This is a genomic window from Clostridium sp. YIM B02506 (assembly GCF_022324845.1).
Taxonomy (GTDB): Bacteria; Bacillota; Clostridia; order Clostridiales; family Clostridiaceae; genus Clostridium_T; species Clostridium_T intestinale.
Map to the genome: position 1 here is coordinate 211,357 of NZ_JAKGTG010000002.1, position 25,895 is coordinate 237,251.

Below are 25,895 nucleotides of genomic sequence, written 5' to 3' on the forward strand. Positions count from 1 at the left end.
TATACCATGCCTAAAAACAAAAAGTCACCTTATAATGTTTAACTATAAAGTGACCTTCTTTATTATAATATTCTTCCGTCTCTACTTATAACTACTACTTCCCAAGGTATTACCTTACCACTCTTAAGCATAGCATTTTTAATAGCTACTTCTAAACCACCACAGCAAGGTACTTCCATTCTAACAAGTTTTAAACTTTTTATATTATTTTTCTCTAATATTAAGGCAAGTTTTTCAGAATAGTCTCCTTCATCTAGTTTAGGACACCCTATAAGGGTAACTTTTCCTTCCATTAAGCTATGCATGTCTCTATAAGCATAAGCAGTACAATCTGCTGCTATTAAAAGTTCAGCATCTCTAAAAAAGCCTGCTGTTGGCTGAACTAATTTTATCTGACATGGCCATTGTTTTAATGCAGAAACCTCATCCTCTTCTGATTTTTCCTTATCTTTAGTTGACTTAATCTTATTATTTTGAGAAGCTATCCCAAATGGTGTAAAGTCCATTATATCCATGCTTCTATTCTTCTTTTCATTTTTGCTTTTGATTCTTTCTTGAACTGCATCATCATCATATTCTTCTGCTGATCTTTCAATTATATTAATAGCATCCATTGGACATCCTGGAAGACAATCCCCAAGTCCATCACAATATATATCACTAACTAAAGTAGCCTTACCATCTACAAGTTCTAATGCTCCTTCATGACATGCTGTTATACAAATACCGCAACCATTACATTTTTCTTTATCTATATTAACAATTTTTCTAATCATTTTAACCCCTCCACTATTAACTTATATTTAAATTATAGTAAATAAAGTTTATAAATTCAGTAACTAATGTTACCATCGTCACGGAAATTTAATTAGATTAATGTTATTTAGACATAAATATGAATATCTTAAATGTTTCTTACCATTATTCCAATTAATTGAAAACATTGTAAATGCCCTTTATAATTAAGTTGAGAACATCTTTTAAATAAGGTTTTATGGTGATTAATATGAAAATATCAAAACTAAGGTTTTTGAAAATTTTTATACTACTATTGTTATTTATTGCGCTTAGTAATAGAGCAATCTACGGAACTTTTAATATTTTTGCTTATCCAACTAAACTGACTTTTGACAGCTTTAGTTTTCCTAGTTACGAAAATACTATAACACTAACTGGGGAAAATAAACCTAAATATTATATTTCTGATCCATTACATAAACTTACAGGCAAAAAAATCTATAGTGATACTTTAGATTTTAAAGGACCTGCAAGAACTATCTATCTTAAGATTGGTGAAGATGAATATCTTATATTCTCAACTGGAGGAGAAAATAACGACCCAAAGTAATTAGTTATAAAAAAGAACACACCTCTAAAATCCTAGAAGTGTGTTTTCTTTATAAGACCTTATCAACTATTCCATACTTAAAAGCTTCTTCTGCCGTCATATAGTAATCTCTCTCCATATCCTGCTCTATTCTTTCAAGAGGTTGACCTGTTCTTTCACTATATATTCTGTTTAGCTTAGCTTTAGTCTTTAATAACCAATCAGCATGAATTTTTATATCTGTCGCCTGTCCTTGAAAACCTCCATGTACTGAAGGCTGATGTATTAGAATCTCACTGTTTGGAAGAGCGAATCTTTTTCCTTTAGCTCCTGCTGTTAATAAAAAAGATCCCATACTTGCAGCTAATCCTAAACATATAGTTGATACATCTGACTTTATATATTGCATTGTATCATATATAGCCATGCCTGCTGTTACAGAACCTCCTGGACTATTTATATACAAGTTAATATCTTTATCAGGATTATCTGACTCTAAAAATAATAATTGAGCAACTATAGTATTTGCACTTTCATCTGTTACCGTTCCATTTAACATTATTATTCTATCCTTTAGAAGTCTTGAATATATGTCATAAGACCTTTCCCCTTTATTAGTCTGTTCAACAACCATTGGTACATAACTCATATTTATCACTCCTTTTAACTTTATGCTGCCATAGAAAGTTTAGTTACATTAGAACTTCTTCTATCAAATACCATAACCTTACTTGTTCTAAATTCTCTTGGAGGAACTCCATAAATCCTTTTAAACGCTTTTGTAAAGGCCTCTTGAGAACTGAACTGATATTTTAACGCAATATCCACTATCTTATTATCTGTAGTTACTAGTTCACTTGCTGCCTCTTTAAGTCTTCTTTTTCTTATATATTCTGCCACTGGTTCCCCAACAACAGAATGGAATACTCTATGAAAATGATACTTTGATAAAAAAGCTTTATCTGCAAGTTCTTTTAACTCTATTTTGTTATCTAAATTGTCTTCAATGTATTCAATAGATTCTTTAATACAGGCATCATAGTTCAAGCTTAAACACCTACCTTGTTTATATCTGTTGATTATATTATAGTTTATGGTTTTTTATAAATCCTGTCTTTTTTTGCTAAAGTGATTTCTAGCATAATTAAGATATGTTATAATTGGGTTAAAGACTATAAGGAGTGATTTTCATGATTATGTTTTGGAATCAAAGAGAGGTTTTTATAGGTAATTCTCTTGAGAATTTTAATAGAGCTCAACATCTCCTTCAAATGAATAATATTAATTATAAGATTAAACTTTCTAGCAATAATAGTCCTAACTTAATTGCTTCACGTAGAGCAACTATGGGAAGCTTTGGTGAAAATTCTACAGTTTCAACCATGTATTACATTTATGTTCATAAAAATGATTATGATGAAGCTTGTTATTTATTAAATGCTGCACACTAAATCCTTGGTGTGCAGCTATATTTATATTAAAATCCTCTTTTATATTGTTCTGGTATTAAGTCATCTCTTCCTTCTTCTTTAGCCCATTTTAAAATCACATATGGATCTCTAAGTAGTAATCTAGCTAGGAAGACAAACTCGCTTCTTTCATTTCCAAGTATCTCATCTACCATTTTCTTATCTGAGATTAATCCTCCAGCCATAACTAGTATTCCTGTATCTCTCTTAATAACTTCTGCAAACTTTACTTGATAACCTGGATATAGGTTGATTTTTGCATGAACTACAGCTCCTGCACTTACGTTTATTAAATCTATTCCATTTTCTTTTACTAAGTTTATTATCTTAGCTGTATCTTCTGGAGTGTTTCCACCTTCAGTAAAGTCTGAGGCAGATACTCTTAAAACTATAGGCATAGTTTCTGGAACTACTTCTTTTATTGCTTTTAATACTTCGTCTAAGAATTTAGCCCTATTTTCTAAAGTTCCACCATATTCATCTTCTCTTTTATTTGATAGTGGTGATAAAAACTCATTTATTAAATATCCATGCGCTCCATGTACTTCTATAAAGTCAAAGCCTGCTCTTACAGCTCTAAGGGCACCTTTTTTAAATGACTCTACTACATCTTTAATTTCATCCTTTGTTAACTCTTTAGGAGTTTTGCTTTTATCGTCAAAAGCTATCTCAGATGGCGCAACTATATCTCCTGGATATTCAGATTTTCTTCCTGCATGAGCTAGTTGAATTCCTATTGGTGCACCATAAGCTTTAACTGAATCTGTTAGCTTTTTTAATCCTTCTATGTGTTCATCTTTCCATATACCTAAGTCTTTTTGAGATATTACACCTCTTTCTTCAACAGCTGTAGCTTCAATAATTATTCCGCCAACTCCTCCTATTGCTCTTGTTATATAGTGATGAATATGAAAATCCTTAACTTCTCCACTTTCATCACTTGAATACATGCACATAGGTGCCATCATAATTCTGTTTTTAAAAGTTATGTTTTTGATTTTAAAAGTATCAAATATTTTTGCCATTAGACTACCTCCAATATTTTAGTTTATATTTAAGCTAATTATATATTACTTACTAATTTTTTTAAAGTTGCTCTATATATTATTTGTGTTAAAATTATTTTTAAGGATGGTGAATACATGAGCACACTTATTTTCTCCGATTTAAATATTGAATATGATAAAGAATGGAATAAAGATATTCCAAATTTAGTTTCTTATATAATTGATGAAGATCACACCATAAGTATGGGCGAAAAATTTACTACTAATATACATACTGATATAGTTGTAAAGGATAAAAAGAACATATTTTTAAAGATTCCCTATAATACTAATAATCTCAATATACAAATACGTGCAGTTATAGACAATGATATTCTTATTTTAGATTTTGAAGAACAAGATTTTATAGACTTTTTAAAAGAAAAAGGTTCTATCGCTGGCAGGTTTAATTCTATAATTATATTACTTTTCCTTTTTCAATATCTAGCTATAACCTACACTGATACCTTATTAGGTTTAGAAGATGATTTAAATGAACTATTTGAGAAAGCTATAGATAAAGGTCATATTGATTTCAAAAAACTTCTTATAATGAAAAAAGAAAGTTCCTTAATAAAAAGAAATACTGCTTTCTATAAGTCTATGATAAGTTATCTTGATGATGAGTTAGACGATTTACCTCTATATGAAAAGTTGATTTTTGTTCTAGATAATACTATAAACATGGTTGAAAATATAGAATCCTCAATATATTCATGTATAGATATGTATAACTCCCTATCATCTAATAAGATGAATAAAACAATGCAAGTTTTAACTATAATTACTGTTATATCCCTACCTGCAACTATAATTACAGGTATATTTGGTATGAACTTTGATATTATGCCTCTTCTTCATAACTATTATGGTTTTACCTTATCTATGGTTTTATTAATTTTAATAATAATCATAGAAATATATTTATTTAGAAAAAACAAATATATGTAATTTTATCTCATAAAAAGAGTGCTACAAATCTTCTTTTAATACGTTTGTCTCACTCTTTTAGCTAAAATTACTATATCTCAAATATACATCTATCATCATTACAAATCTTATCTCTTCCAGTTCTTTTTGCTGTATATAATGCTCTATCTGCCATTTCTTTTAACTTATCTAAATCAACTACTTTATCTGGATAGGTTGATACTCCTATGGATACAGTTATGTTAATATACTCTTTATTCCCGATTTCAAAATCATATATCTTTACTGCTTTTCTTATTCTTGATGCTATTTGGAAGGCTTCTTCTTGTCCACAATCTAAAAGCAATATACAAAACTCTTCTCCTCCAACTCTACCTATGATATCAAAAGATCTAGCACTATTTTTAAGAATATCTGCAAGCTCCCTCAACACTATATCTCCTACAGGATGTCCATAAGTATCGTTTACTCTTTTAAAGTGATCTATATCTACCATTAAACAAGATAAATTAAATTTGTTTTCCTTAGCTTGTACAAAAGTTTCATTTACTAATTTATCAAAATTTCTTGTATTATTTAGTCCAGTTAAAAAATCTTGAGTGGAATTTTTTTTATATATTCTATAGAGTTCATTTGATTTTAACGCATATTTTAATAAAAAATATTCTAGTGTTCCAGCAAATAAAAAGGCTATAGAAAATTCTGATATAATCAAATAATTTTTTTCTACTTCATTTAATAAATATCCATAAGTTAAAAATAAAATCACCCATGAAATTCCCAAGGCTGTAAACCATCTTTTATTAAACTCTTTAATCTTTTTATTTAAAATATAAAAGCATATTAGACAGGATATCACTTGAATAATTGCAACTAAAGAAGATTGATTTAATCCAAAATAATTTATACGAAAAAATAAAATAATTACTCCTGCTATTGCTGCGCTTGCTATTCCCCCTACTATATCCACAATCATTATAGTTAATATTCTAAGATCTAAGAATGTTTGCGTTTCAAAAATATTTATGGTATAGATCATCATGAAAATACCTAATATTCCTCCAGCTATTCCTAATAATATTCTTTCTTTTACATCTTTCATAATATTTTGAGGTAATTCCTTTAATAAATGTCCCCCTATGAATGTAAAAGAAATAAGTAACAGTGTATTTATAAATAATTCACTAACCATAATTTCACCCCCTAAAATATTATTTCTTAAAATTATACTATTTTATAGCCTATTTTACAATATTTGTCCATAATTATTTTTACATAATAATTACTTTTATTTATTTCGCTTTTATAAACTAAAAAAGGCCATTCCACCTAAGCAGAATGACCTTTTTTTACTATAATTTAAATCTCTGTATTCCTAATTCAAGAGCTTTAGCTAACTCTTGAAGATCTTGTGCATATCTTGTAACTTCATCCATAGTTGCATTTATTTCTTCTGTTGAAGCTGATACTTCTTCTGATGCTGAAGCAGTTTCTTCTGATACAGAAGATATGTTTTCAATTTGTCCTACTACTTCATCTTTTTTAGCATCAATTACTTTTGCCGAACTACCTATTTGTTTGATTCTTTCAGTTAAATCATTTATAGCATCCAATATTTTTATGAATATCTTTTCTGTCTCTTCTACTGCTATATCTTGGTCTTTTACTAAGTCATTTGATTCATTCATTGCCTTAGCTGCATTTTTAGACATAGTTTGTATGCTTTCAATTATTTTTCTGATTTCCTCTGTTGATTGTTTAGACTGTTCTGCAAGTTTTCTTATTTCATCTGCTACTACTGCAAAACCTCTTCCAGCTTCACCTGCTCTTGCAGCTTCAATGCTTGCATTTAAAGATAAAAGGTTTGTTTGTTCAGTAATATCTGCTATAGCATCAGAAATCATATTAATCTGTTCTGTTTTCTGACTCATGTCTGTAACTATCTGACTTACTTCATTAGAAGCTTCTTTGGTCCTGTCTGACTTACCTGCAAGTTCCTTAACTACATCTAATCCAATATGTCCTAAATCTAATGCATCATAGGCTACTTGTTCTAAATGGTTTGTGGTATCTGCAATTTCATCTATTCCTTCTGATAATACACTCATACCCATTGCACCATCTTGAGCATTAGATGCTTGTTCTGTAGCACCTTGAGATATTTCTTCTATTGCTCTAGAAACTTGAGTTATGGATATTGTTGTTTCCCCTGCCATAGCTGCAAGGTTTGTAGAAGTTTCTAATACAACTTCTGATGACACTTTAACTTCTGACATAAGACCAGATATATTATCTATCATCATATTGAAGTCTTTTCCTAAGAATCCAAATTCATCTCCTGACTTTATATCTACTCTAGTTGTTAAGTCACCTTTTGCAGTTTTACTAAATGCATCTCTTAAAGCCTTTGCATGACTTGCCATTGACTTACTTAAAAAATAGGATAATATAGTTGATATTAAAATCATTACTCCTATTGTAATAAACATTGCATTATTTATTGAATCTACATCTTCACTTATTTCATCTTCACTCATTGAACCAATTATCTTCCAACCAGTGTTTTCATTAGTTGTGAAAGTTGCATACTTCTTATCACCATTATATTCATAATCTGTAAATCCACTTGTACTTGTTTTTATGTAATTCCAAACAGAAAGCTTACTTGCTTCTTCTGTACCTACTATCTCTTTATTTGGGTGTGCTATTATAACGCCGTTACTATCACTTATATACGCATAACCATTTTTTCCAACCTTAGAGTTTTCAAAAGTAGTTGTCATTCTTTCAAGTGAAACATCAACTCCTACAACCCCTACAATAGCACCATTATCCTCTACAGTTTGAACTAAACTTACAACTGTTTGTCCAGTTGCTACATCTACATAGGGACTTGTATAGAAAACTTTTCCTTTATTTTTAATAGCTTCTTTATACCAATCTCTTTCTTTATGGTTAAAGTCGCTAGGTAATTCAACTTTAGGATAAACTAAAAACTTTCCACCTTCTGTACCATAATAAGCATTTAAAACATCAACATTACTTGCTTTTATATCTTTTAAGTAAGCTTCCGTATACTGACTTCTATCAGCAGTGCCTTCTGGTTTTGTAAAGTTAACATTTTGACTTGCCATCTTTAGTTGAATAGACATCGCATCAAAATAATAATTAAGTGATGTATTAATTTCACCTACTGTTTGTTTACTTGTAAGTTCAAAATTTTTACTTAAAGTGTTTTTTGCTTGTCTATAATTTGACAATCCCAATATAACTAATGGTATTAGACATATGGATATAAGACTAACCATTAGCTTAGTACGTATCCCTTTTATGTTCATTTTCCTGTTTCTAGGCAATTAAACTCCCCCTTTTATTGTGATAAATGACAAAAATCCTTATTATTTATCATGCCTGTGTTTTAATTATCGACATTATTTTATCACACTTAAGCTACTATATAAATGTAATTTTTACTATTATTTAAATATTTTAAAATAACTATTAATCTTTTATCTTAACTTGTATCAGTATTGTAACAAATTAGGTGTTCCTATCTTTAAATTACGTATTATATGCTAAAATAAGTTTAAGCTATGTTTATGCGAGGTGTTAAACATGAATAAAAAAATTTTGATTGTTGAAGATGAGGAGTCTATAGGAGATATTCTTTCCTATGCTCTTAGTAAAGAGGGCTTTTTAACTAAAGTTGCTAATAATGGAGCTATGGCTCGCGAGTTATTAGATAAGTTTATCCCCAACTTAGTTATTTTAGATTTAATGTTACCTGATATAAATGGTTTGGATTTATGTAAATTAATAACTAAAAACTACAATGTACCTATAATTATGATAACAGCTAAATCTGATCCGGTAGATAAGATTTTAGGAATTGAATTGGGTGCTGATGATTATATAACTAAACCCTTTAATATAAGAGAAGTTATAGCAAGAGTTAAAGCTTTGTTTAGGAGAATTGAACTAATCTCTTCTAATGTTTCTTCTTATAACTCTAATGTAATTAAATTGAGAGATAATATAGAAATTCATACTGATGAACGTTCTGTAATTAAGGATAATAGTGTTGTAGACTTAACTAATAAAGAGTATGACCTACTACTTTACTTAGCTCAAAATAAAGGAAGAATCCTTTCAAGAAGTCAGATTTTAGATAGTGTGTGGGGAATAGATTTTGTATGTGATACTAGAACTGTTGATATTCATGTTCAAAGAGTAAGAAAAAAACTTGATGAAAATAAGAACAACTCTATTATAGAAACAGCTTTTGGCATTGGCTATAAGCTTGTTAATTAAGAGGTGAATATGAGTTTATCTATAAGAAACAAACTTTTAATCTCATTTATATTTATTACATCTATCTCCCTAATGGCTTTAATAAGTTCATCTTATGAAGTTTTAAATAGTAATAACGAGTATTTTATTAATAAAGAAGTAACTGATACCAAAAATGGTATCGACTTATATTTGAAGCAATATTTCCTGGGAAAAACAATAGAGCTTAATGAGACTTCTATTAGGATTGAAGCCCCTAACTTATCTAAAGAGATCAGTAATAAGCTAGGTACTAGTGTAACTTTATATAACACTGGCTCTCAAGTTTTATACTCTATGGGAAATAGTTCTTTGACTAACTCTAAAGATTTAACTCAAGCCTTAGCTGGAAACATATCCTATACTATTGATAATAAAAATCAAGAAACTACAGTTTATTTTTCTTATCCAATAGTCAGTAATGATGGAGTTATAGCTGTTCTAAGATATTCTAGAGATTATACTTACTTATTTAATCAGAGTTACGGCTTCTTAAACAGAGTTATTCCAGTTTCTGTGCTTATATTCATTGTAAGTGTGTTTCTTTCTTACTTAATCTCTAAGCAAATAACAAAACCCATAACAACTCTTACAACTCAAGCAGAAAAGATTACAGAAGGCAACTGGAATGTCTCCCTTAAAACTAACTCTAACAAAGATGAAGTAAGTAAGTTAAGTAAGAGTTTTAAACTCATGGTTGATAAGATAAAGAGTCAACTAGACATCATAAGTAAAGATAGAGATACTTTAAAAGAGTTGTCTGCTCAGCAAAAAAACTTCTTTGACAATGTTACTCATGAACTTAAAACTCCTATTACAACAATTGTTGGTTATGGTGAAATCTTAAAAGATAACGGTTTTACAGATGAAGAATTCTTTAATAGAGGCATTAATAAGATTGTTTCTGAAGGAAATAGATTAAATCGTATGGTTGTTCAACTTCTCGAACTATCTAAAAGCTCATCAAATGATTTTAGTTATGAGTTTAAAGAATTAAACTTATCTAAAGTCATAAAAAGTACTGCAGAAGAACTAAGTATTAAGGCTCATAGATATGGTATATCTATAAACTTAAATGTACAAGAAGATATGACTATATATGGTGATGAAGATAAGATTAAAGAAGTTATAATAAATATTCTAGATAACTCTATAAAATACGGTTATCCTAACTCTTCTATTAAGATTACTTCTTTAACTGAAAATTCATCTTATAAACTTATAGTTCAAGATGAAGGTATAGGTATTAAACAAACTGAGCTAGAAAATATATTTTCACCTTTTTATAGAGCTACTAAGATTGAGTCTAAAGAAAAAGGAAGTACAGGTTTAGGGTTAAGCATTGTTAAAAACATTTTAACTAAACACAATGCTTCTATAGATATTAAAAGTAAGGTCAATGTTGGAACTAAGGTTACACTTACTTTTCCTAAAATGGAGGTTTAGAGATGAAAAAACATTTTGTATTAAAAGTTTTAGTCTTATTTATTTCTTTCTCTATACTTTCATTATGGTTTAATCCAACATCTATTTTTAGGAAAAAAACAAATACTATAGTACTTAATGATAGACCTATTAATATTTCATCTATTGAAGATACCTCCTCTTATGTTAAAGTAGACTCTACAGACAGCTTTAATATAGATAAACCTTTTGATAACAGTTTCTGGATAAATAACGATGAAATTTTTCTATCAAACATGTTTTATTATAAGGGTTTAAATAGCAATATAGAAATATTAAATACAAAAACTAATTCTTCTACCAAAATAGATATTAAAAATTTATCTTCAATGATTTTGGTATCTCCTTTAGGTAATGGATTTTTATATGGAAGTAGAGAGGACTACACTAATAAATTTATTAATGGTTTTAATCCAGAAGTATATAAAAAAATGTATAACAATGTCACTAAATATTATTACTATTCACTTTTAGATAATGCATCTACTCCAATTCCTGAAGGGCTAATTCCTATGAATTGGCTCCCTGATGGTAGCGGATTTATAGCAAGTTCAAATGATTTTAGTAGTTTAGTTATTTATGATTTTGATAGTAAGAGTACTCGCACTTTTATTGATAGTTCTTTTGATATAGATGTAACTGAAATATCACCAATCTCCATCTCAAACGATGGTTCAACTTATTATTTTTCTTGTTATGATTATAAATTAGAATTGTATTCAATTTATAAAATGAGTAAAGAAGACATGTCTCCAAAAAAAATACCTAGTGATATGTATATTAGACCAGCTATAGAAGTTATCAATAATAACTTACTTCTACTTACGGACCAAGTTAGTGGTATTATATTTACTTATGATGTTGAAAAACACTCAAGATACAAAATTACTACAACTTCAACTGAATTCTATATTAGTAATGATAAAAGTATGCTTGTATTTCTTGAGAGAGGTAATTTTACAAAATTAAGTTTAGTTAATTTAAATGATCCTAACTTAACTGCTACAGAAATATTTCAAAACAAAAACGCTATCTCAAACATAAGCTGGAGTAATGATAACAAACTAGCTTTTCAAGTCACTGATGGCTATAATGGAAACAATGTTATCTATACTTACTCCTTCAAATAATTTACAACTTAGATACAATATCTAGTTATTTTGATACATCAGTATTATAAAATACCTCCTAGGAACTCTTTTCCTAGGAGGTTTTAATATGTACGTTTTTAAATATATATCAAAAGATGAAGTTAATAATTTCAACTATTCTTCTCAAAAAGGGCATTTATTTCAATGTTCTAACTGGGGAGAAGTTAAAGAAAGTTGGATTTCTAAATATATTGGAGGCTTTAAAGAAAACACCGATGAGATGGTTCTAAGTTCTTTAATCCTAATAAGAAAACTGCCCTTTCTACCTAGATATATAGGTTATATTCCTAGAGGGTTTATTTGTAATTATGAAAATGAAACCCTCTTAGAAGAATTTTTTAGATACCTAGATAAGTTTATGAAAGATAATAAGATAGCTTTTATAACTTTAGATCCTGACATTCCTTACAAAGTTAATGACTCCATAAACTCTAAATCGGCTAAATTACTTAAATTTTTATCCTCAAAAAAAATCAAAGTTAACTCATCTACTAATTTTGATTCTATACAACCTGGAACTGTTTTCAGACTAGCTCTTCCTAAATGGGATAAAGATACTATAAAAGCAGCTACATTTAATAAATTTTCTTCAACTACTAAACGTAATATAAAAACAGCTTCTTCTAGAGGTTTAACTACTGAGTGTTATGATTCCACTAACATATCTCAGGAAACATTAACTAACTTCTATGAACTTATGAAAATAACAGGCAAACGAGATGGTTTTTTAATAAGAGACAGGAATTATTTTAATATACTTTTAAATAAATTGCATCCTAACATAACAATGTATTTAGTTAAATATGATTATGAAAAAGATTTTTCATATATGAATGCAAAACTCACGGAGTTGAGAGCAAAACAAGATATACTTCTTGATAAACTTAACAAAGATTCATCAAACATAAATATAAGTGATAAACTAAAAAACTCAATTAAAGATCTAGACAGACAGATACTTGAAACTAAAGCTAAAATCGCCTCCATAAGTGTATATGAAGGTAAAACTATATACTTAAGTGGAGCTATCTATGCTCACTATGGGAATAAAGCCTGGTATCTCTATGGTGCATCACACGATATCTTAAGAAATACTATGCCTAATTATTTAATGCAATGGGAAATGATTAAGCACTCAATTGACTTAGGCTTAGAGCTTTATGACCTTAGAGGAACCCCTAAACCTACTGAAGCAAACAAAAATCTTTCTGGACTATATAAGTTTAAGAAAGGCTTTGGTGGAGACTTCATAGAGTTTATAGGAGAAATATATATAATCAGAAGTAAATTGTTATATTTTCTATATAAAACTGCCTTTCCAAAGTTTAAGGAAATCAGAAGTAACTTAAAAAAATAATCTATTACTTTTTACAACTTAGATACAACTACTGTATTAGACGAAACAAATTATGGCTATATTTAAATTAGGTGATGAATATGAATGTATGGTGTGAGGTTTATAAAGATAAAATAATTCACAATGTAGACCTTATAAAAAAGAAATCTTCAAAAAAACTTATGGCAGTAATTAAATCCAATGCATACGGATTAGGTATAAACGAAATATCTTCTATCTTAAGTCCTTTAGTTGATAGTTTTGCTGTTTCAACTTTAGAAGAAGCTCAAAGTCTAACTATAGAAAAAGATATTTTAGTTTTAACTCCTTTATGCGTATTTCACGATTATAACGATATAAATAGTAATATTATTTTAACTATAGATGATGAAGAAGATTTATCTTATCTAAATATGGAAAAACAATATAGAGTTCATATTTATGTTAACACTGGTATGAATAGATTTGGAATTGAAATAGATAAACTTCCTAAGTTTATAGACTATATAAAAAGTAATTATAAAAATGTTATCATTGAGGGTATCTATACTCACCTTCATAATACTAAAAACACTAATTATTCTTTAAAGCAGATTGAGAATTTTAAAAGATGTGTAACTCCCTATATTGGAATTATTCCTAATATACATTGTTTAAATTCTAATGGCTTTTTAAATGATGTTTTATATGAGGCATGTGATTTTACTAATTTTATTAGAATCGGGAACTTACTCTATGGATATAGCGGATTAGATAAAGGATTTAAACAAACCTATTCTTTTAAAAGCAAAATACTAAAATCTTTTAAGGTCTCAAAAGGTAATACTGTTGGTTATGGAGATAAATATAAAGCCCCGAAAGATATGCTTATCGGTGTCTTACCCATCGGTAAAATTCATAATTTTTATTGTTCTGTAAATAGACATGGTTTATCTTTAATAAATCTACTAAGAATAATCTATAGATTTTTTGTACCTCTAAAGGAACTATATTTTGAAGATAAGCCTACCAATATAATTAGTCAACCAAACATGGATAATACTTTAATAGATGCTACAAATCTAAAAGTTGGAGATATTATAACAGTTAAACTTTCTCCTATTATTGCTGATAGCTCAATTAAAAGAATATATATAAATAGTAATTAAAAGTCAAATGCTGCATACATTTTCTGTATACAGCATTTTATTAGTTTTCTTTATTATAATACGTAAATTTCCCTTTACCACTTCGTTTGGATTTATATAAAGCTTGGTCTGCCATTCTTGTAAGCTCAATTGTATCTGTACTATCAATATTCCATACAGCACCACCTACACTACATCCAACTCTTATTTCTTTTTGTTCTATGACAAATGGTCTGCTTAGATCTTCTATTATTTTATTTGCTACTAGACTTCCTCTAGCTTTTACATCCTCATTAGAATTTATTGCGACAACCACAAACTCATCTCCACCTAGACGTGCAGCAAGTTCACCACTCCCTATATCTTCTTTAATTCTATCCGCTACTTCCTGAAGAAGTATATCGCCAACATGATGTCCATAAGTATCATTTACGGATTTAAATCCATCTAAATCCATATAAAGAATTGTGAATGTTAAATTTTCATCCTTTGTTAATACTAACTTTTCTAAATAGTTTCCTAAAGCTATTCTATTAGGTAAGCGAGTTAATTTATCGTAATTAGCTAACTCCTCCATCTCCCCGAGTTCACCTTTTGTTTTTATTAAACTTTTAATCAAACTATCTAATGAGGATGATAAAACCTCTATTTCTCGTATTCCTTTAAATTTAGGCACATCAACATCTTCACCTTCTCTAAGTTTGTTAGCTACAAAAGTAAGTTGTTTTAGAGGTTTAGTTATTATATTAGCACTAATAACTCCAAATATAACAAATGTTATTACCGCCAAAATTCCAAATGTCACTGAAAAAATAATTTGATTTTGTATAGCTTCATAGGCTAATTCTACTGGCTGCCTCGCTAGGATAACCCATCCTAGACCTGGATAATTTTCATATCCACTTTCTAAAATATATCCTGTCAGATATTTTTTACCATCTGGCCAAGTTTCAACCGACCATCCATTTTCTCCTGCTCTTGCTTTATCTATACTTTCCAAGTTAAGATTTGTTCCTATAAGTTCAGTTGGTCCAAGTAAAACAGCATTGTCTCCTTTACTTACAATAAAGACGTCCATTTTTTCCTTATTATTATTAGACTGAACCATAGTTCCTTCAACCTCTTTAGCCCAACCCCAACTTAAATGTGAGGCTAAAATCCCTGTAAGTTCTCCATTATCTGAAAATATAGGTGTACTTATATCTACAAACTTCATAGCTTCTCCTGTAGGATTTGGAAGCAAACTTGAGAGCAATACAGCATCGTGAACATCTCCTATATATGTACTATTTAGAGCCTGATTGTATACAGGTCTAGCAGATATATTTTTCCCTTTAAGTATTCCATCAGTAGATTCTAATACCTCTCCATTTGGATCAATAAGACCTACCCATGAATATGAAGGAAAGTTAAGCTTCAACTCATCTAAAACTTTTCTAACTTCCTTAGTATTAGATGTATTTTTAAATATTTCTAACTTACTTAAAACATTTATCTCACCATATCTTGCCCACATATATTGGTCAAGTCTATTAGACATTTGCCACACTCTCTCTGATAAAGAGTTTCCAATCTCTTTTTTATATATGCTTATAGAATTAATACTAATTACACTGCTCAATATAAAAGTAAGTACTAAGATTATTATACTAAAGCTTATTGTAAAGCGTGTTTTCAAATTTATAGATTTCTTCATTATAACGCCTCCATTACTAAATAAATATATCATAAATACATTTATTTTGTGAAGGATAACATAAAAAAGCTGTTTAGGAAGTAAAACCTCCTAAACAGCTAAATTTAACTAACTACACCCGCAACCGCAGCCACAGCCCTCTTCTTTCTTTTCACTTAACTTTCTTTTGCCACATGAGCATGTTGCATTTGGATCCTTTACTAATTCAACTGATTTATTGCCTCCACAGCGACATTGTTTTTTATTTTGTGTATTCTCCATGTACAACCATCCTTTTTATAAAATATTTGCTTTCATTATACACTATAACTACTAAATAATAAATAGTTTCAATAGATAATTATTATCATTTTATGCTTCTAAATATAGATTTATATAGTTTTTTTTAAATTCTCTATATAATTAATTCACATTTTAATCACTAAATCTATACACTATACATATAAGAATGTTTTTTGGAGGATGTAAATGTACGTTAATATCGATGAAGAAATAAGAACTGAGAGTCTGGATGATTACAGTAACTATTTCAGATCTTTATCTTATGATGACGACTACGAAGATAGCGAATATACCCCTTTTAATACGGATATTCACCAAATTCCTTTTGTACTTAATCCTTATTATATGCCTATTGGATCAGAACTTGATGAATCTCAAGATATGAGAAAAAAGAAAAGGCCTAGACCAAGACCTAGACCTCCTTATCCTATGAATCCACATTGGAATTATGGATATGGTTACGGCTACCCTTATCATCCATACCCTAATCAAGGATTTAATCCACTTCCTTGGTTCTTATTAGGATCTATACTTTAAAATTAAATGGTAGTTCATTCGTGAACTACCATTTTTAATCATTTAAATTTGGATTTTCTAAAGATATACAAGCCTTTTTTATAAGTTTTATATCTTTAAGCTCTGTATCTGAAGGAAATACTATTACTCTTATCTTATAATTCCCTTTAATATATTCTATGGTTTTGTTTATTTGTTCTACATTTTTTACTTCTTCCCCTATTTCATTTTCCACCCAATTAATGGAGTTATAAATACTGTGCATAACTTTATTACGAAATTCTAATTGAGTAAACTCTGGCTTTAAATATTCTGATAATGTATCTTTAATGTTAGAGTTAGCTTCATCTGCGCTTCCTATATATTCTAGCTCATTACTGTCTTTTTTATATATAAAGAAAATCCCTCTTTCTTCTGGAAGGCTCATTACATCAAAATCAATTAATTCTCCTAGGTTTTCTTTTATAAAATCCTTTGTTAATTCTTTTATATTTAATATATATTCATTTATTTGCAATTTTGCACCTCCTAATTATTCTATAGTATTCTCAATTATTATATGTATTATTAGAAGGTTAGCTTTTTAATGTTTTCCAAAATAGTTATTTATAATTTATTATTTTAACAACATCTTTAAATATACTTTCCTTACTTCTGTTGCCATCAATAACATAATCACATTTTATAATATTAAAAGCTTTACTATCATGCTCTACTCTTTGCAAAATATCCTCATCTATTACATTAAGCCTATTATGTTTTCTCAAACACATTCTATCAATTCTAATTTCCTTATCTGTCTTTATATATAGCACTATTATCTTAGCATCTTTTATCTCTTTTCTTATTTTATCTACTCCAATTGGATCAATTACATAAACGGATACACCTTTATTCCTATATTGCTCTCTAGTAGCCCAGTAATGATTTAAATTAAAATATGTATATGCTATTACTTCATCTTCCCTACTTGCAAACTCATGGTATGTAGCAGCATCTACAAATATATGGCCTTTTTCTCCATCATATCTTTTTTTCCTTGTTGTATAACTTTGTATATAATTATATCCTTCTTTTTCTAATCTTTCTGCAATAGTAGACTTTCCGCTTCCACTTTCACCTACTATACATATTATCTTATCCATTTTATGACTCCTTATAAAATTTGATAAATATATTATACACAAAATCAGTTTAAAATTCCTCATTCAATTTTTAATCTATTATTAAAGGATTTTCATCCTACATGTAGAATTACTTTTTAAAGGGGGTGACAATTATGTTTGAATATACATTTACTAACGTTATAGAAGTTCTTACACCATTCGAAGTTGATTTTGATCAAGTTAAAACAGAAGTTACACAAACTAATGAATACACTAGAAACTTATTTAAGTACCCAAACGGTTTGATATTAGATACTTATCAATACCGTGATAAAGTTGTTATTAAAAGCAATAGAAAGTTAGAAGAAAAAGATGGCGCTGTTAGCGTGGTACTTTAGACACTTATTTTATAGTGTTAACTTATAATCCAAAATTTTTATAATAAAAAACACTAAGTCTAAAACTTAGTGTTTTTTGTGCGAGATAAGTCTATAAGCCGAGTTCTGTATTAGTCAATCATCTATCTAGGCCTATTGTTCCCAATAGGCTCAAGCGACACACCCAGAGGCGGGACGAGCAGCCCCATTTGCCTCTCTATTCGGTCTTGCTCCAGGTGGGGTTTACATAGCCATATAGTCACCTATATGCTGGTGAGCTCTTACCTCACCTTTCCACCCTTACCCAAAAACTTGGGCGGTATATCTCTGTTGCACTTTCCTTAGAGTCGCCTCCACTGGCAGTTAACCAGCACCCTGCTCTACGGAGCTCGGACTTTCCTCTCCTGACGTAAGTCAGCAGCGATTGACTGGCTTACTCGCAAGATTTATCTTATCATATAAGAGTGTATTTTGCAAATTATTTATTTTACTAACTTTAGTGAATTACTTACAAATACTCAATGCGATAAGTAAAAGAAAAATAATAACCACACCAAACATTCCAACTCCTGAAAATAACAAAACTAAAAACATGACTCCAAGTATCCCAAGTTTAGTTGGTGTTAGCTCAATAGAAGAATATTTCTTCTTACTAATGTACTTTCCGATCTTCATATTTCCGATTTTCATATTACCTATTTTTCCTGACTCTATATTCTTCTTTAATTTAGAACTTTCATATATATCCTTTATATCTTCAAGAACTTTTTTAGAATCTTCCGCTAAGTTTTCCCTATTACCGCTAACATAACCTACCCCTGGTTTATATTTGCTTTCTCTTTTTTTACTCATTTTTTCCCTCTAAAAGTATTGTTATTATATTACTACATATATATGCTTTAGTTTCGTTTTATGATAAAAATCTTATTCAACTAAATACTCTATTAAAAAAAATAAAAGCTATCTCTAGCTCTTATTATATCAACTCTATATAAATCTATATGGATCTTCTGATTTTTTTGATATTAAAATTTCAACATCTTCAACTGATTTAATGTCTTTTATAATTTTTTTAGATAGTTCCATAAACACTGGCCACTCGCTTCCAAAGTGTCCTATATCAAGAATATTTAATCCCATTTCTTTATAATCACTTGCATAATGATAAGTAGTATCACCTGTGATTACGCAGTCTGCCCCATTATTATAAGCTATAGAGAAAAAATCTTGACCGCTTCCATTTATTATAGCTATCTTTTTAATTCTATCATTTCCAGATGGAACATATCTCAAATTACTAATATTTAAAGAGATTTTAACTCTATCTATTAACTCATCTAATGTTATTACTTCTTCTAATTCCACAAATCTTCCTATCCCACTCTCATCAAAACCTTTAACTTTTGTTGGTTCTAATATGGATTTAGCTGAAAATCCAAGAAGTTCAACTATTTTATCATTTAAACCTTCTTTAACAGAATCAAAGTTTGTGTGACTTGAATAGAGATTTATATTATTTTTTATAAGATTAATTATTTTTTTACCCATCAAAGTATCTGTAGTTATGGTAGATGGTTTTCTAAAAATTAATGGATGATGAGTAATAATTAGATCCACAGTATGTTCTTTAGCTTCTTCTATTACATCTAGTGTACAATCTAATGCTATTAACACCTTCTTAATATCCGATGTTTTATCTCCAACCATAAGCCCAACATTATCATAATCTTCTTTTAATATAGGTGGAGCTATCTTTTCCATAATATTAATTATTTGTTCTAACTTCATATTATTAGCTCCTTTAATCTTTTTATTTTAGCTGTTATTTCTTCTTTTCTTTTAACAGCACTTTCAGTATCCTCTTTTATAAAAGAAAGAATAGTTTTGTATCTATAAAGTTTATTTTCTATAAAATCTTTAATCAATGGATGTTTATCCTCTATAAGTCTTGTGCTAACTTCATAATAAAAGTAATCTTCCTTAACTTTTACTTCATCTATTTTATTTTTATTGTACTTTACTTTAAAAACCTCATAAAATATATTTTCATCTATAACTAAGTCTTCTTTTAAAATCTCAAAAGGACCTTTATATAAAAACTCTCTTAAGATTTCTGCATTTTGAGCTGGTTGTAAAATCATATATTCAAATTTTTGTACCTTCTTTATGTCTTGTACAATAATATCTCTTATTAAATTACCGCCCATTCCCGCAATAATAGCAGCTTCAACTTCTCCTAATCTTACAGTGGCTAAACCTGCACCTAATCTACATTGAATCTTATCAGAAACACCCTCAAACCTAACATTGCTTTCTGCCTTCTCTTTTGGCCCCTTGTTTATGTCTGAAGCAATCGCTTTAGTGCATATTTTATTTTTAACTGCATAAATAGGAATATATCCATGGTCTGTTCCAACATCAATCACACTTTCACACTTATCCATGTTATTCACTATACACATTAATCTTTTGCTTAACTCCATAATTACTCCGTTCTATAGATAGACATTTAATATCTTAATTTGAAACAAGAGAAATGCTAAGGCTATAGCTAAAGCTATATATATAAATTTATATGCAGATCTCTTATCATATTTTGCATTAAAATGTGAAGCATAATACATGCAAAATAGAATAATCATATTTAAAACTCCATATGACATTTGCTTAAACGCAAAGTTTTTACCAGTTCCCATTACTATGGGTTTAAATTTACCATCAAAGCTTAGTGGCATTGATGCTGGCAATGCTTGTTTTAAATATAATATAAATGGATTTAAGATTATATAAAAGATTATTACTGTAGTTAATATAAATGGAACAAATAACTTTTTATCTTTATATAATCTTCTATTTTTGTTTACTTTAGTTTCAAATTCCTGTAATTCTATATCTTTTTCTTCTATTATATTCTTAAATTTCTCAGCGTCTATTGGTGATATTCCATAACTTATCTCTGATGAATGTAAGTATATTACTTCACTATTAGAGGATGCAAACATATGGGTAACCCCAACTTTATCAACAACATAATTACCAAATCCATACCTATCTCTTCCAAATCCCGAAAGTTTAAACCCTTTTATAGGACCTGTACTAACATTGTATCCATCGATATCATCTAAGTATATTTTTATTTTTCTTATACCCATTAACGAATTTATTATTACTATATTATTTTCTATCTGATACTTCAAAGTTAGTGTGATTAATAAATAGTAAATACAATATATATTAAATAAAATAACTAAAAGCTGCAGTAATGTTAATTCTATGTAAGAATTTACAAAGCTATTTACTGCTAAATACAGCCCATTAGCAACTACTATATACATTATAATTTCCAATAATGCTAAGCCTTTTTTAGGCTTAAATTCTTCCATTAAAATCACCTCAAAAATCATTATAGCATAGGATATAAAAATTAGCACCTAAAAAGGTGCTAATAACTAATCTAAATAATCTTTTAACTTTTTGCTTCTACTAGGATGTCTTAGCTTTCTTAAAGCTTTAGCTTCTATCTGTCTTATTCTTTCTCTAGTTACATTAAACTCTTTTCCAACTTCCTCTAGAGTTCTAGCTCTTCCATCATCTAAACCAAATCTTAGTCTTAAAACTTTTTCTTCTCTAGGAGTTAGTGTATCTAATACATTAATCAATTGTTCTTTAAGCATTGTAAATGCTGCCTGCTCTGCTGGCGCTGGAGCATCATCATCTGGAATAAAGTCTCCAAGATGTGAATCTTCCTCTTCTCCTATAGGAGTTTCTAATGAAACTGGTTCTTGAGCTATCTTTTGAATCTCTCTAACCTTATCTACAGGTAAATCCATAACCTTAGATATTTCTTCTGGGAAAGGATCTCTTCCAAGTTCTTGTAATAGTTGTCTTTGAACTCTTATAAGTTTATTTATAGTTTCAACCATATGAACTGGTATTCTTATTGTTCTTGCTTGGTCTGCTATAGCTCTTGTTATAGCCTGCCTTATCCACCAAGTAGCATATGTTGAAAACTTAAATCCTTTAGTAAAATCAAATTTTTCAACGGCTTTTATAAGTCCTAAATTACCTTCTTGAATTAAATCTAGAAATAACATTCCTCTACCAACATATCTTTTGGCAATAGATACAACCAATCTTAAATTAGCTTCTGCTAACTTCTTTTTAGCATAACTATCCCCATTTTCAATTCTCTGAGCAAGTTGAATTTCTTCCTCAGAAGATAGCAGTGGAACCTTACCTATTTCTTTCAAATACATTCTAACAGGGTCATCTATAGCAATTCCTTCTGGGATTGATAAATCAAGTTCTTCTTCGACTTCTGCTTCTCCAATATCACCTAAAACTTCAATTCCCATGGATTCTAATACTTCATATATCTTTTCTATTTGTTCAGGGTTTAGATCTATTTCATCAAGTTCATCCATTATCTCCTTGTATGTTATGCTTCCACTTTTCTTACCCTTCTCAATTAACTTCTTAACAACTGTCATTTTTGTACTTTTATCTTTTAAATCCTCAGTCTTTTCAACCTTATCCTTACCTTTAGTAATTTTTTCAGCCATTAAAATACCTCCTTCCGCTACGCCATTTAACCTCTTTTTAATCTTTTGAGTTCTAAATCAACATTCTTTAATTCTTTCGCTAGATTAATTAAATCCTCAAAAACCCCTTTATCTTCACTTTCCTTTAGCTTTTTCTTTATAGTATGCATTTTATTCTCTAATCTATATTTTCTTATGTTATAAATATAATCTTTGATAGATGCTTCTATATTACCCTCTAATATTTCTAATTCTCTTATCTTAATCCATTCACTTTGAGAATTTGTATCTTTGCAATTGTATTCTACAAAATCCTCCAAGTGGTCTTTTTTTTCTTCTTTACCTTCTATAATGAGTCGGTAAATATTTTGATGAGCTTTTGAAATTAGCTCCTGTTCACTTATATTTTCTTTTATTAATTGAAAATATTCATCTTTTGTCATTAGTTTAAGAAGTTGCCTCTCTCCCTTAAGGTAAGCAGGCTCTATATATGATTTTGTTCCATTTTCTTCCTTATTATTCATAAAATTTTCATCTTTTTGGAATTTTGTCACTTTTTTAGAAAGTAGGTCATATAATGCCTGCTCTCTTATTCCTGTTTCTTCTGAAATCTTCTTAACATAAACATCTTTTTCTATTGGATTTAACTCTGCTAATATTTCTGTAACCTTTTGCCCATATAAAATTACATGCTCATTGTTAGTAAAATCTATTCCTTCTTTTGCTCTTTTTAACCTATATTCAATTAGTGGAAGAGATTCATCTATAAGTTTTAAAAAGGCCTCTTTACCATTACTTCTTATATACTCATCAGGATCTTTTCCTTTAGGAACTGTGAGTACTCTAACATCAAAACCTGCACTTCTTAAAATCTCTAATCCTCTTATGGTAGCATTTTGTCCTGCAGCATCAGCATCGTAAGATATTATAACCTTATCTGCATATCGCTTTAATAATCTTGCTTGATTTAGTGTCAGTGCTGTACCTAGTGATGCAACTGCATTTTTAATTCCATGTTGGTGAAGGGATATACAATCCATATAACCTTCAACTATTACAAAATATCTTTCTGGAAGCCCATCTTTAATAGCAAAATTTAATCCATATAAATTAGTGCCTTTAACAAAGATTGAACTTTCTGGAGAATTAAGATATTTTGGCTTAGAATCATCTAGTACTCTACCTCCAAATCCTATTACTCTACCTTTAAAATCAAAAACCGGAAATACAACTCTATTTCTAAATCTATCATAATAGTTTCCTTTTTCTGATTTAATTATTAACCCTACTTCCTCAAGTATTGCCTCATTGTAACCTTTAGATTTTAAATAAAATCTTAAACTATTCCAATCATTTTTAGCAAAACCCAATCCAAAACTTTTAATTGTTTTTGAAGACAGCCCTCTATTTTGGAAGTAACTCATAACATCTCTACTTTTAAATAAATTAGAAAAAAAGAATCTAGCTGCCTCTGTATTAATCTTATACATCAACTCTTTTTTAATTGCAGTTGAATTTTTTTCTCCATTTTCTAAATTTAGAGGAATGTTAGCTTTATCTGCTAAAACTTTTATCGCTTCCATAAAGGTTAGTTTTTTACTTTTCATTAAGAAAGTAATAACATTTCCAGCTTCTCCACAACTAAAACACTTATAAATTTGTTTGTCCTGAGACACGGAAAAACTCGGAGTCTTATCATTATGAAATGGACATAACCCCATATAATTTCTTCCTGATCTCTTAAGCCTTACAGTTTCAGAAATGACTTCTACAATATCATTTTCCTGCTTTATCCTTTCTATCAATGCTTCTTGAATCTGCAAGGAGTTCCCCTCCTTACTTTGATATTTTTTTCAACAATTATATTTATATTCGACATAAATTTTATAAATCCTTCTTGGGAAATTTAATAAATATAGAAGTTTTTACGATTATTTGTTAAAACCAATCGTATACTCCTGTAAAATTTTCAAAATTCTTTCCAGCTTCACTTATTTTACCAAAAATCATCTTCTATTATTCTTAATTCTTTAATAAATTACAAACTTTGGAACATAAAGATTATTGAAGATATTGATACAATAATCGTCACTCATTCCTGCTATATAATCTGCAACTCCTCTATGTAATCCTTCTGCTTTCACTATGTTCTGATAAATTTCTGGCATTTCTTGTGGGTTTTTATAAAAATGTTCTATTACATTCTCTAAGACAAACTTAGCTTTGTTTCTTTCAACCTTTAATACATCACCTAAATAAATATTTTTAAACATAAACTTTCTAAGTTCAGCCATAGCATCTCCAACTTCTTTACTTAAACTAACCTTAATATTATTATCATTTATGTTTTTTAATGTGTTTTCTATACAATCATTAACTAATGTATCCACTCTTTCTCCATGGGTATTTCCTAAAACCTTTATAATTTCTTTAGGAAGCATATCTTCACTTAAAAGATTTGCTCTTATAGAATCATCTATGTCATGATTAATATATGCCATCTTATCACTATATTTAACAACTTGCCCTTCAAGAGTTTTTGCTTTTGCTTTTCCATTTGAAAATCCACTATGATTTAAAATCCCATCTATAACTTCAGCTGTTAAATTAAGTCCCTTGCCGTTTTTCTCTAATTTTTCAACCACTCTAACGCTTTGTTCATTATGTCTAAATCCACCTGGTAAAAATTCATTAAGAACTTCTTCTCCATTATGTGCAAAAGCAACATGACCTAAATCATGACCTAAAGTTATAGCCTCAACTAATATTTCATTTAACCCAATTCCTGCTGCAATTGTTCTTCCTATCTGTGCTACTTCTAAAGTGTGAGTTAATCTAGTCCTGTAATGATCTCCAAAAGTTTTTATATAAACCTGCGTTTTATGTTTCAAACGTCTAAAAGATTTAGAATGTATAACCCTATCTCTGTCTATCATATAATCAGTTCTAGTAACATCCTTTTCCTCAGGAGTATTCCTACCTAATGTTTTACTAGAAAAGGAGGCTTCTTTTATCAATGTCAACTCTTCATTTCTTTCAATTTTTTCCCTAATGTTCATATAATTCACCTCTTAAATTATTATTCTATATCAATCATAAAATTCCTTCATTTTTTAATCACTATATATTATTTATGAAAGTTTTTAATATTTTATTTCATATAATTATTTTATCCTTTAATTTTATTATCCATTAGAA

General features: G+C 29.0%; 27 protein-coding genes and 1 other RNA gene. 10 read left to right on the plus strand and 18 right to left on the minus strand.

Annotation, left to right across the window (positions count from 1 at the left end):
* Positions 1-62 precede the first annotated feature (62 nt).
* A complete protein-coding gene (locus tag L1S49_RS02940) occupies positions 63-776 on the minus strand; it encodes a 4Fe-4S dicluster domain-containing protein (RefSeq protein WP_238902492.1) in 714 nt (237 codons plus the stop codon).
* Between the two features lie 230 nt (positions 777-1,006).
* Between L1S49_RS02940 and L1S49_RS02945 the strand changes: the two genes are divergently transcribed.
* Positions 1,007-1,348, plus strand: coding sequence for a hypothetical protein (locus L1S49_RS02945; RefSeq protein WP_238902493.1), 342 nt, complete (start codon positions 1,007-1,009; stop codon positions 1,346-1,348).
* A 49-nt stretch (positions 1,349-1,397) separates the two neighbouring features.
* Here L1S49_RS02945 and clpP read toward each other — a convergent pair whose 3' ends face one another.
* Both clpP and L1S49_RS02955 read right to left on the minus strand, forming a co-directional pair.
* Entirely contained in the window at positions 1,398-1,976 is a 579-nt protein-coding gene (gene clpP / locus L1S49_RS02950) for an ATP-dependent Clp endopeptidase proteolytic subunit ClpP (protein WP_238902494.1), read from the minus strand.
* Positions 1,977-1,996: 20 nt separating this feature from the next.
* Entirely contained in the window at positions 1,997-2,374 is a 378-nt protein-coding gene (locus L1S49_RS02955) for a helix-turn-helix transcriptional regulator (protein ID WP_238902495.1), read from the minus strand.
* Positions 2,375-2,517: 143 nt separating this feature from the next.
* Here L1S49_RS02955 and L1S49_RS02960 point away from each other — a divergent pair, with 143 nt between their 5' ends.
* Complete coding sequence (locus L1S49_RS02960; protein WP_238902496.1) at positions 2,518-2,778, plus strand: hypothetical protein; 261 nt, start codon at positions 2,518-2,520, stop codon at positions 2,776-2,778.
* Between the two features lie 26 nt (positions 2,779-2,804).
* Here the strand turns inward: L1S49_RS02960 and namA are convergent, their stop codons facing one another.
* Entirely contained in the window at positions 2,805-3,821 is a 1,017-nt protein-coding gene (gene namA / locus L1S49_RS02965; RefSeq protein WP_238902497.1) for an NADPH dehydrogenase NamA, read from the minus strand.
* Positions 3,822-3,938: 117 nt separating this feature from the next.
* Here namA and L1S49_RS02970 point away from each other — a divergent pair, with 117 nt between their 5' ends.
* Entirely contained in the window at positions 3,939-4,793 is an 855-nt protein-coding gene (locus L1S49_RS02970; RefSeq protein ID WP_238902498.1) for a CorA family divalent cation transporter, read from the plus strand.
* 70 nt (positions 4,794-4,863) lie between these two features.
* On the opposite strand, the gene L1S49_RS02975 is transcribed toward L1S49_RS02970, so the two are convergent.
* Together L1S49_RS02975 and L1S49_RS02980 are read right to left on the minus strand one after the other, a co-directional pair.
* Entirely contained in the window at positions 4,864-5,964 is a 1,101-nt protein-coding gene (locus L1S49_RS02975) for a GGDEF domain-containing protein (protein WP_238902499.1), read from the minus strand.
* 160 nt (positions 5,965-6,124) lie between these two features.
* Positions 6,125-8,128: a methyl-accepting chemotaxis protein gene (locus tag L1S49_RS02980; RefSeq protein ID WP_238902500.1), complete on the minus strand. Its 2,004-nt coding sequence runs from the start codon at positions 8,126-8,128 to the stop codon at positions 6,125-6,127.
* 259 nt (positions 8,129-8,387) lie between these two features.
* Here L1S49_RS02980 and L1S49_RS02985 point away from each other — a divergent pair, with 259 nt between their 5' ends.
* The 5 genes from L1S49_RS02985 (at position 8,388) to L1S49_RS03005 (ending at position 14,200) form a co-directional block, all read left to right on the plus strand.
* Positions 8,388-9,083 carry a response regulator transcription factor gene (locus tag L1S49_RS02985; protein WP_238902501.1) on the plus strand — a complete coding sequence of 232 codons (696 nt, stop codon included), beginning with the start codon at positions 8,388-8,390 and terminating at the stop codon, positions 9,081-9,083.
* Positions 9,084-9,092: 9 nt separating this feature from the next.
* Complete coding sequence (locus tag L1S49_RS02990) at positions 9,093-10,547, plus strand: HAMP domain-containing sensor histidine kinase (protein WP_238902502.1); 1,455 nt, start codon at positions 9,093-9,095, stop codon at positions 10,545-10,547.
* Positions 10,548-10,549: 2 nt separating this feature from the next.
* Positions 10,550-11,695 carry a hypothetical protein gene (locus tag L1S49_RS02995; RefSeq protein WP_238902503.1) on the plus strand — a complete coding sequence of 382 codons (1,146 nt, stop codon included), beginning with the start codon at positions 10,550-10,552 and terminating at the stop codon, positions 11,693-11,695.
* A gap of 88 nt (positions 11,696-11,783) precedes the next feature.
* Positions 11,784-13,073, plus strand: coding sequence for a peptidoglycan bridge formation glycyltransferase FemA/FemB family protein (locus L1S49_RS03000; RefSeq protein WP_238902504.1), 1,290 nt, complete (start codon positions 11,784-11,786; stop codon positions 13,071-13,073).
* An 80-nt stretch (positions 13,074-13,153) separates the two neighbouring features.
* Entirely contained in the window at positions 13,154-14,200 is a 1,047-nt protein-coding gene (locus L1S49_RS03005) for an alanine racemase (protein WP_238902505.1), read from the plus strand.
* Between the two features lie 40 nt (positions 14,201-14,240).
* On the opposite strand, the gene L1S49_RS03010 is transcribed toward L1S49_RS03005, so the two are convergent.
* Together L1S49_RS03010 and L1S49_RS03015 are read right to left on the minus strand one after the other, a co-directional pair.
* On the minus strand, positions 14,241-15,875 hold the full coding sequence (locus tag L1S49_RS03010) for a diguanylate cyclase (protein ID WP_238902506.1): 1,635 nt from the start codon (positions 15,873-15,875) through the stop codon (positions 14,241-14,243).
* A gap of 108 nt (positions 15,876-15,983) precedes the next feature.
* A complete protein-coding gene (locus L1S49_RS03015) occupies positions 15,984-16,136 on the minus strand; it encodes a hypothetical protein (RefSeq protein ID WP_156337820.1) in 153 nt (50 codons plus the stop codon).
* 207 nt (positions 16,137-16,343) lie between these two features.
* Here L1S49_RS03015 and L1S49_RS03020 point away from each other — a divergent pair, with 207 nt between their 5' ends.
* Entirely contained in the window at positions 16,344-16,694 is a 351-nt protein-coding gene (locus L1S49_RS03020; protein ID WP_238902507.1) for a hypothetical protein, read from the plus strand.
* A gap of 34 nt (positions 16,695-16,728) precedes the next feature.
* Here the strand turns inward: L1S49_RS03020 and L1S49_RS03025 are convergent, their stop codons facing one another.
* Both L1S49_RS03025 and L1S49_RS03030 read right to left on the minus strand, forming a co-directional pair.
* A complete protein-coding gene (locus L1S49_RS03025) occupies positions 16,729-17,190 on the minus strand; it encodes a hypothetical protein (RefSeq protein WP_238902508.1) in 462 nt (153 codons plus the stop codon).
* Between the two features lie 85 nt (positions 17,191-17,275).
* On the minus strand, positions 17,276-17,818 hold the full coding sequence (locus tag L1S49_RS03030) for an AAA family ATPase (protein ID WP_238902509.1): 543 nt from the start codon (positions 17,816-17,818) through the stop codon (positions 17,276-17,278).
* Positions 17,819-17,952: 134 nt separating this feature from the next.
* On the opposite strand from L1S49_RS03030, the gene L1S49_RS03035 reads away from it, so the two are divergent.
* A complete protein-coding gene (locus L1S49_RS03035; protein WP_073018839.1) occupies positions 17,953-18,177 on the plus strand; it encodes a hypothetical protein in 225 nt (74 codons plus the stop codon).
* 77 nt (positions 18,178-18,254) lie between these two features.
* Here the strand turns inward: L1S49_RS03035 and rnpB are convergent.
* The 8 genes from rnpB to L1S49_RS03075 all read right to left on the minus strand — a co-directional run bounded on the left by rnpB (position 18,255) and on the right by L1S49_RS03075 (position 25,756).
* Positions 18,255-18,596: RNase P RNA component class A (gene rnpB, locus L1S49_RS03040), an RNA gene on the minus strand.
* 64 nt (positions 18,597-18,660) lie between these two features.
* Positions 18,661-19,008, minus strand: coding sequence for a hypothetical protein (locus L1S49_RS03045; protein WP_073018832.1), 348 nt, complete (start codon positions 19,006-19,008; stop codon positions 18,661-18,663).
* Between the two features lie 135 nt (positions 19,009-19,143).
* Positions 19,144-19,944 carry a Nif3-like dinuclear metal center hexameric protein gene (locus L1S49_RS03050; protein ID WP_238902510.1) on the minus strand — a complete coding sequence of 267 codons (801 nt, stop codon included), beginning with the start codon at positions 19,942-19,944 and terminating at the stop codon, positions 19,144-19,146.
* Complete coding sequence (locus L1S49_RS03055) at positions 19,941-20,639, minus strand: class I SAM-dependent methyltransferase (RefSeq protein ID WP_238902511.1); 699 nt, start codon at positions 20,637-20,639, stop codon at positions 19,941-19,943. The genes L1S49_RS03050 and L1S49_RS03055 overlap by 4 nt, the downstream gene beginning before the upstream one ends.
* A gap of 12 nt (positions 20,640-20,651) precedes the next feature.
* Positions 20,652-21,539: a PH domain-containing protein gene (locus L1S49_RS03060; RefSeq protein WP_238902512.1), complete on the minus strand. Its 888-nt coding sequence runs from the start codon at positions 21,537-21,539 to the stop codon at positions 20,652-20,654.
* A 66-nt stretch (positions 21,540-21,605) separates the two neighbouring features.
* Positions 21,606-22,718, minus strand: coding sequence for an RNA polymerase sigma factor RpoD (rpoD, locus tag L1S49_RS03065; RefSeq protein WP_073018821.1), 1,113 nt, complete (start codon positions 22,716-22,718; stop codon positions 21,606-21,608).
* Positions 22,719-22,744: 26 nt separating this feature from the next.
* A complete protein-coding gene (gene dnaG, locus L1S49_RS03070) occupies positions 22,745-24,520 on the minus strand; it encodes a DNA primase (protein ID WP_238902513.1) in 1,776 nt (591 codons plus the stop codon).
* A 207-nt stretch (positions 24,521-24,727) separates the two neighbouring features.
* Positions 24,728-25,756: a deoxyguanosinetriphosphate triphosphohydrolase gene (locus L1S49_RS03075; RefSeq protein WP_073018816.1), complete on the minus strand. Its 1,029-nt coding sequence runs from the start codon at positions 25,754-25,756 to the stop codon at positions 24,728-24,730.
* Positions 25,757-25,895 lie beyond the last annotated feature (139 nt).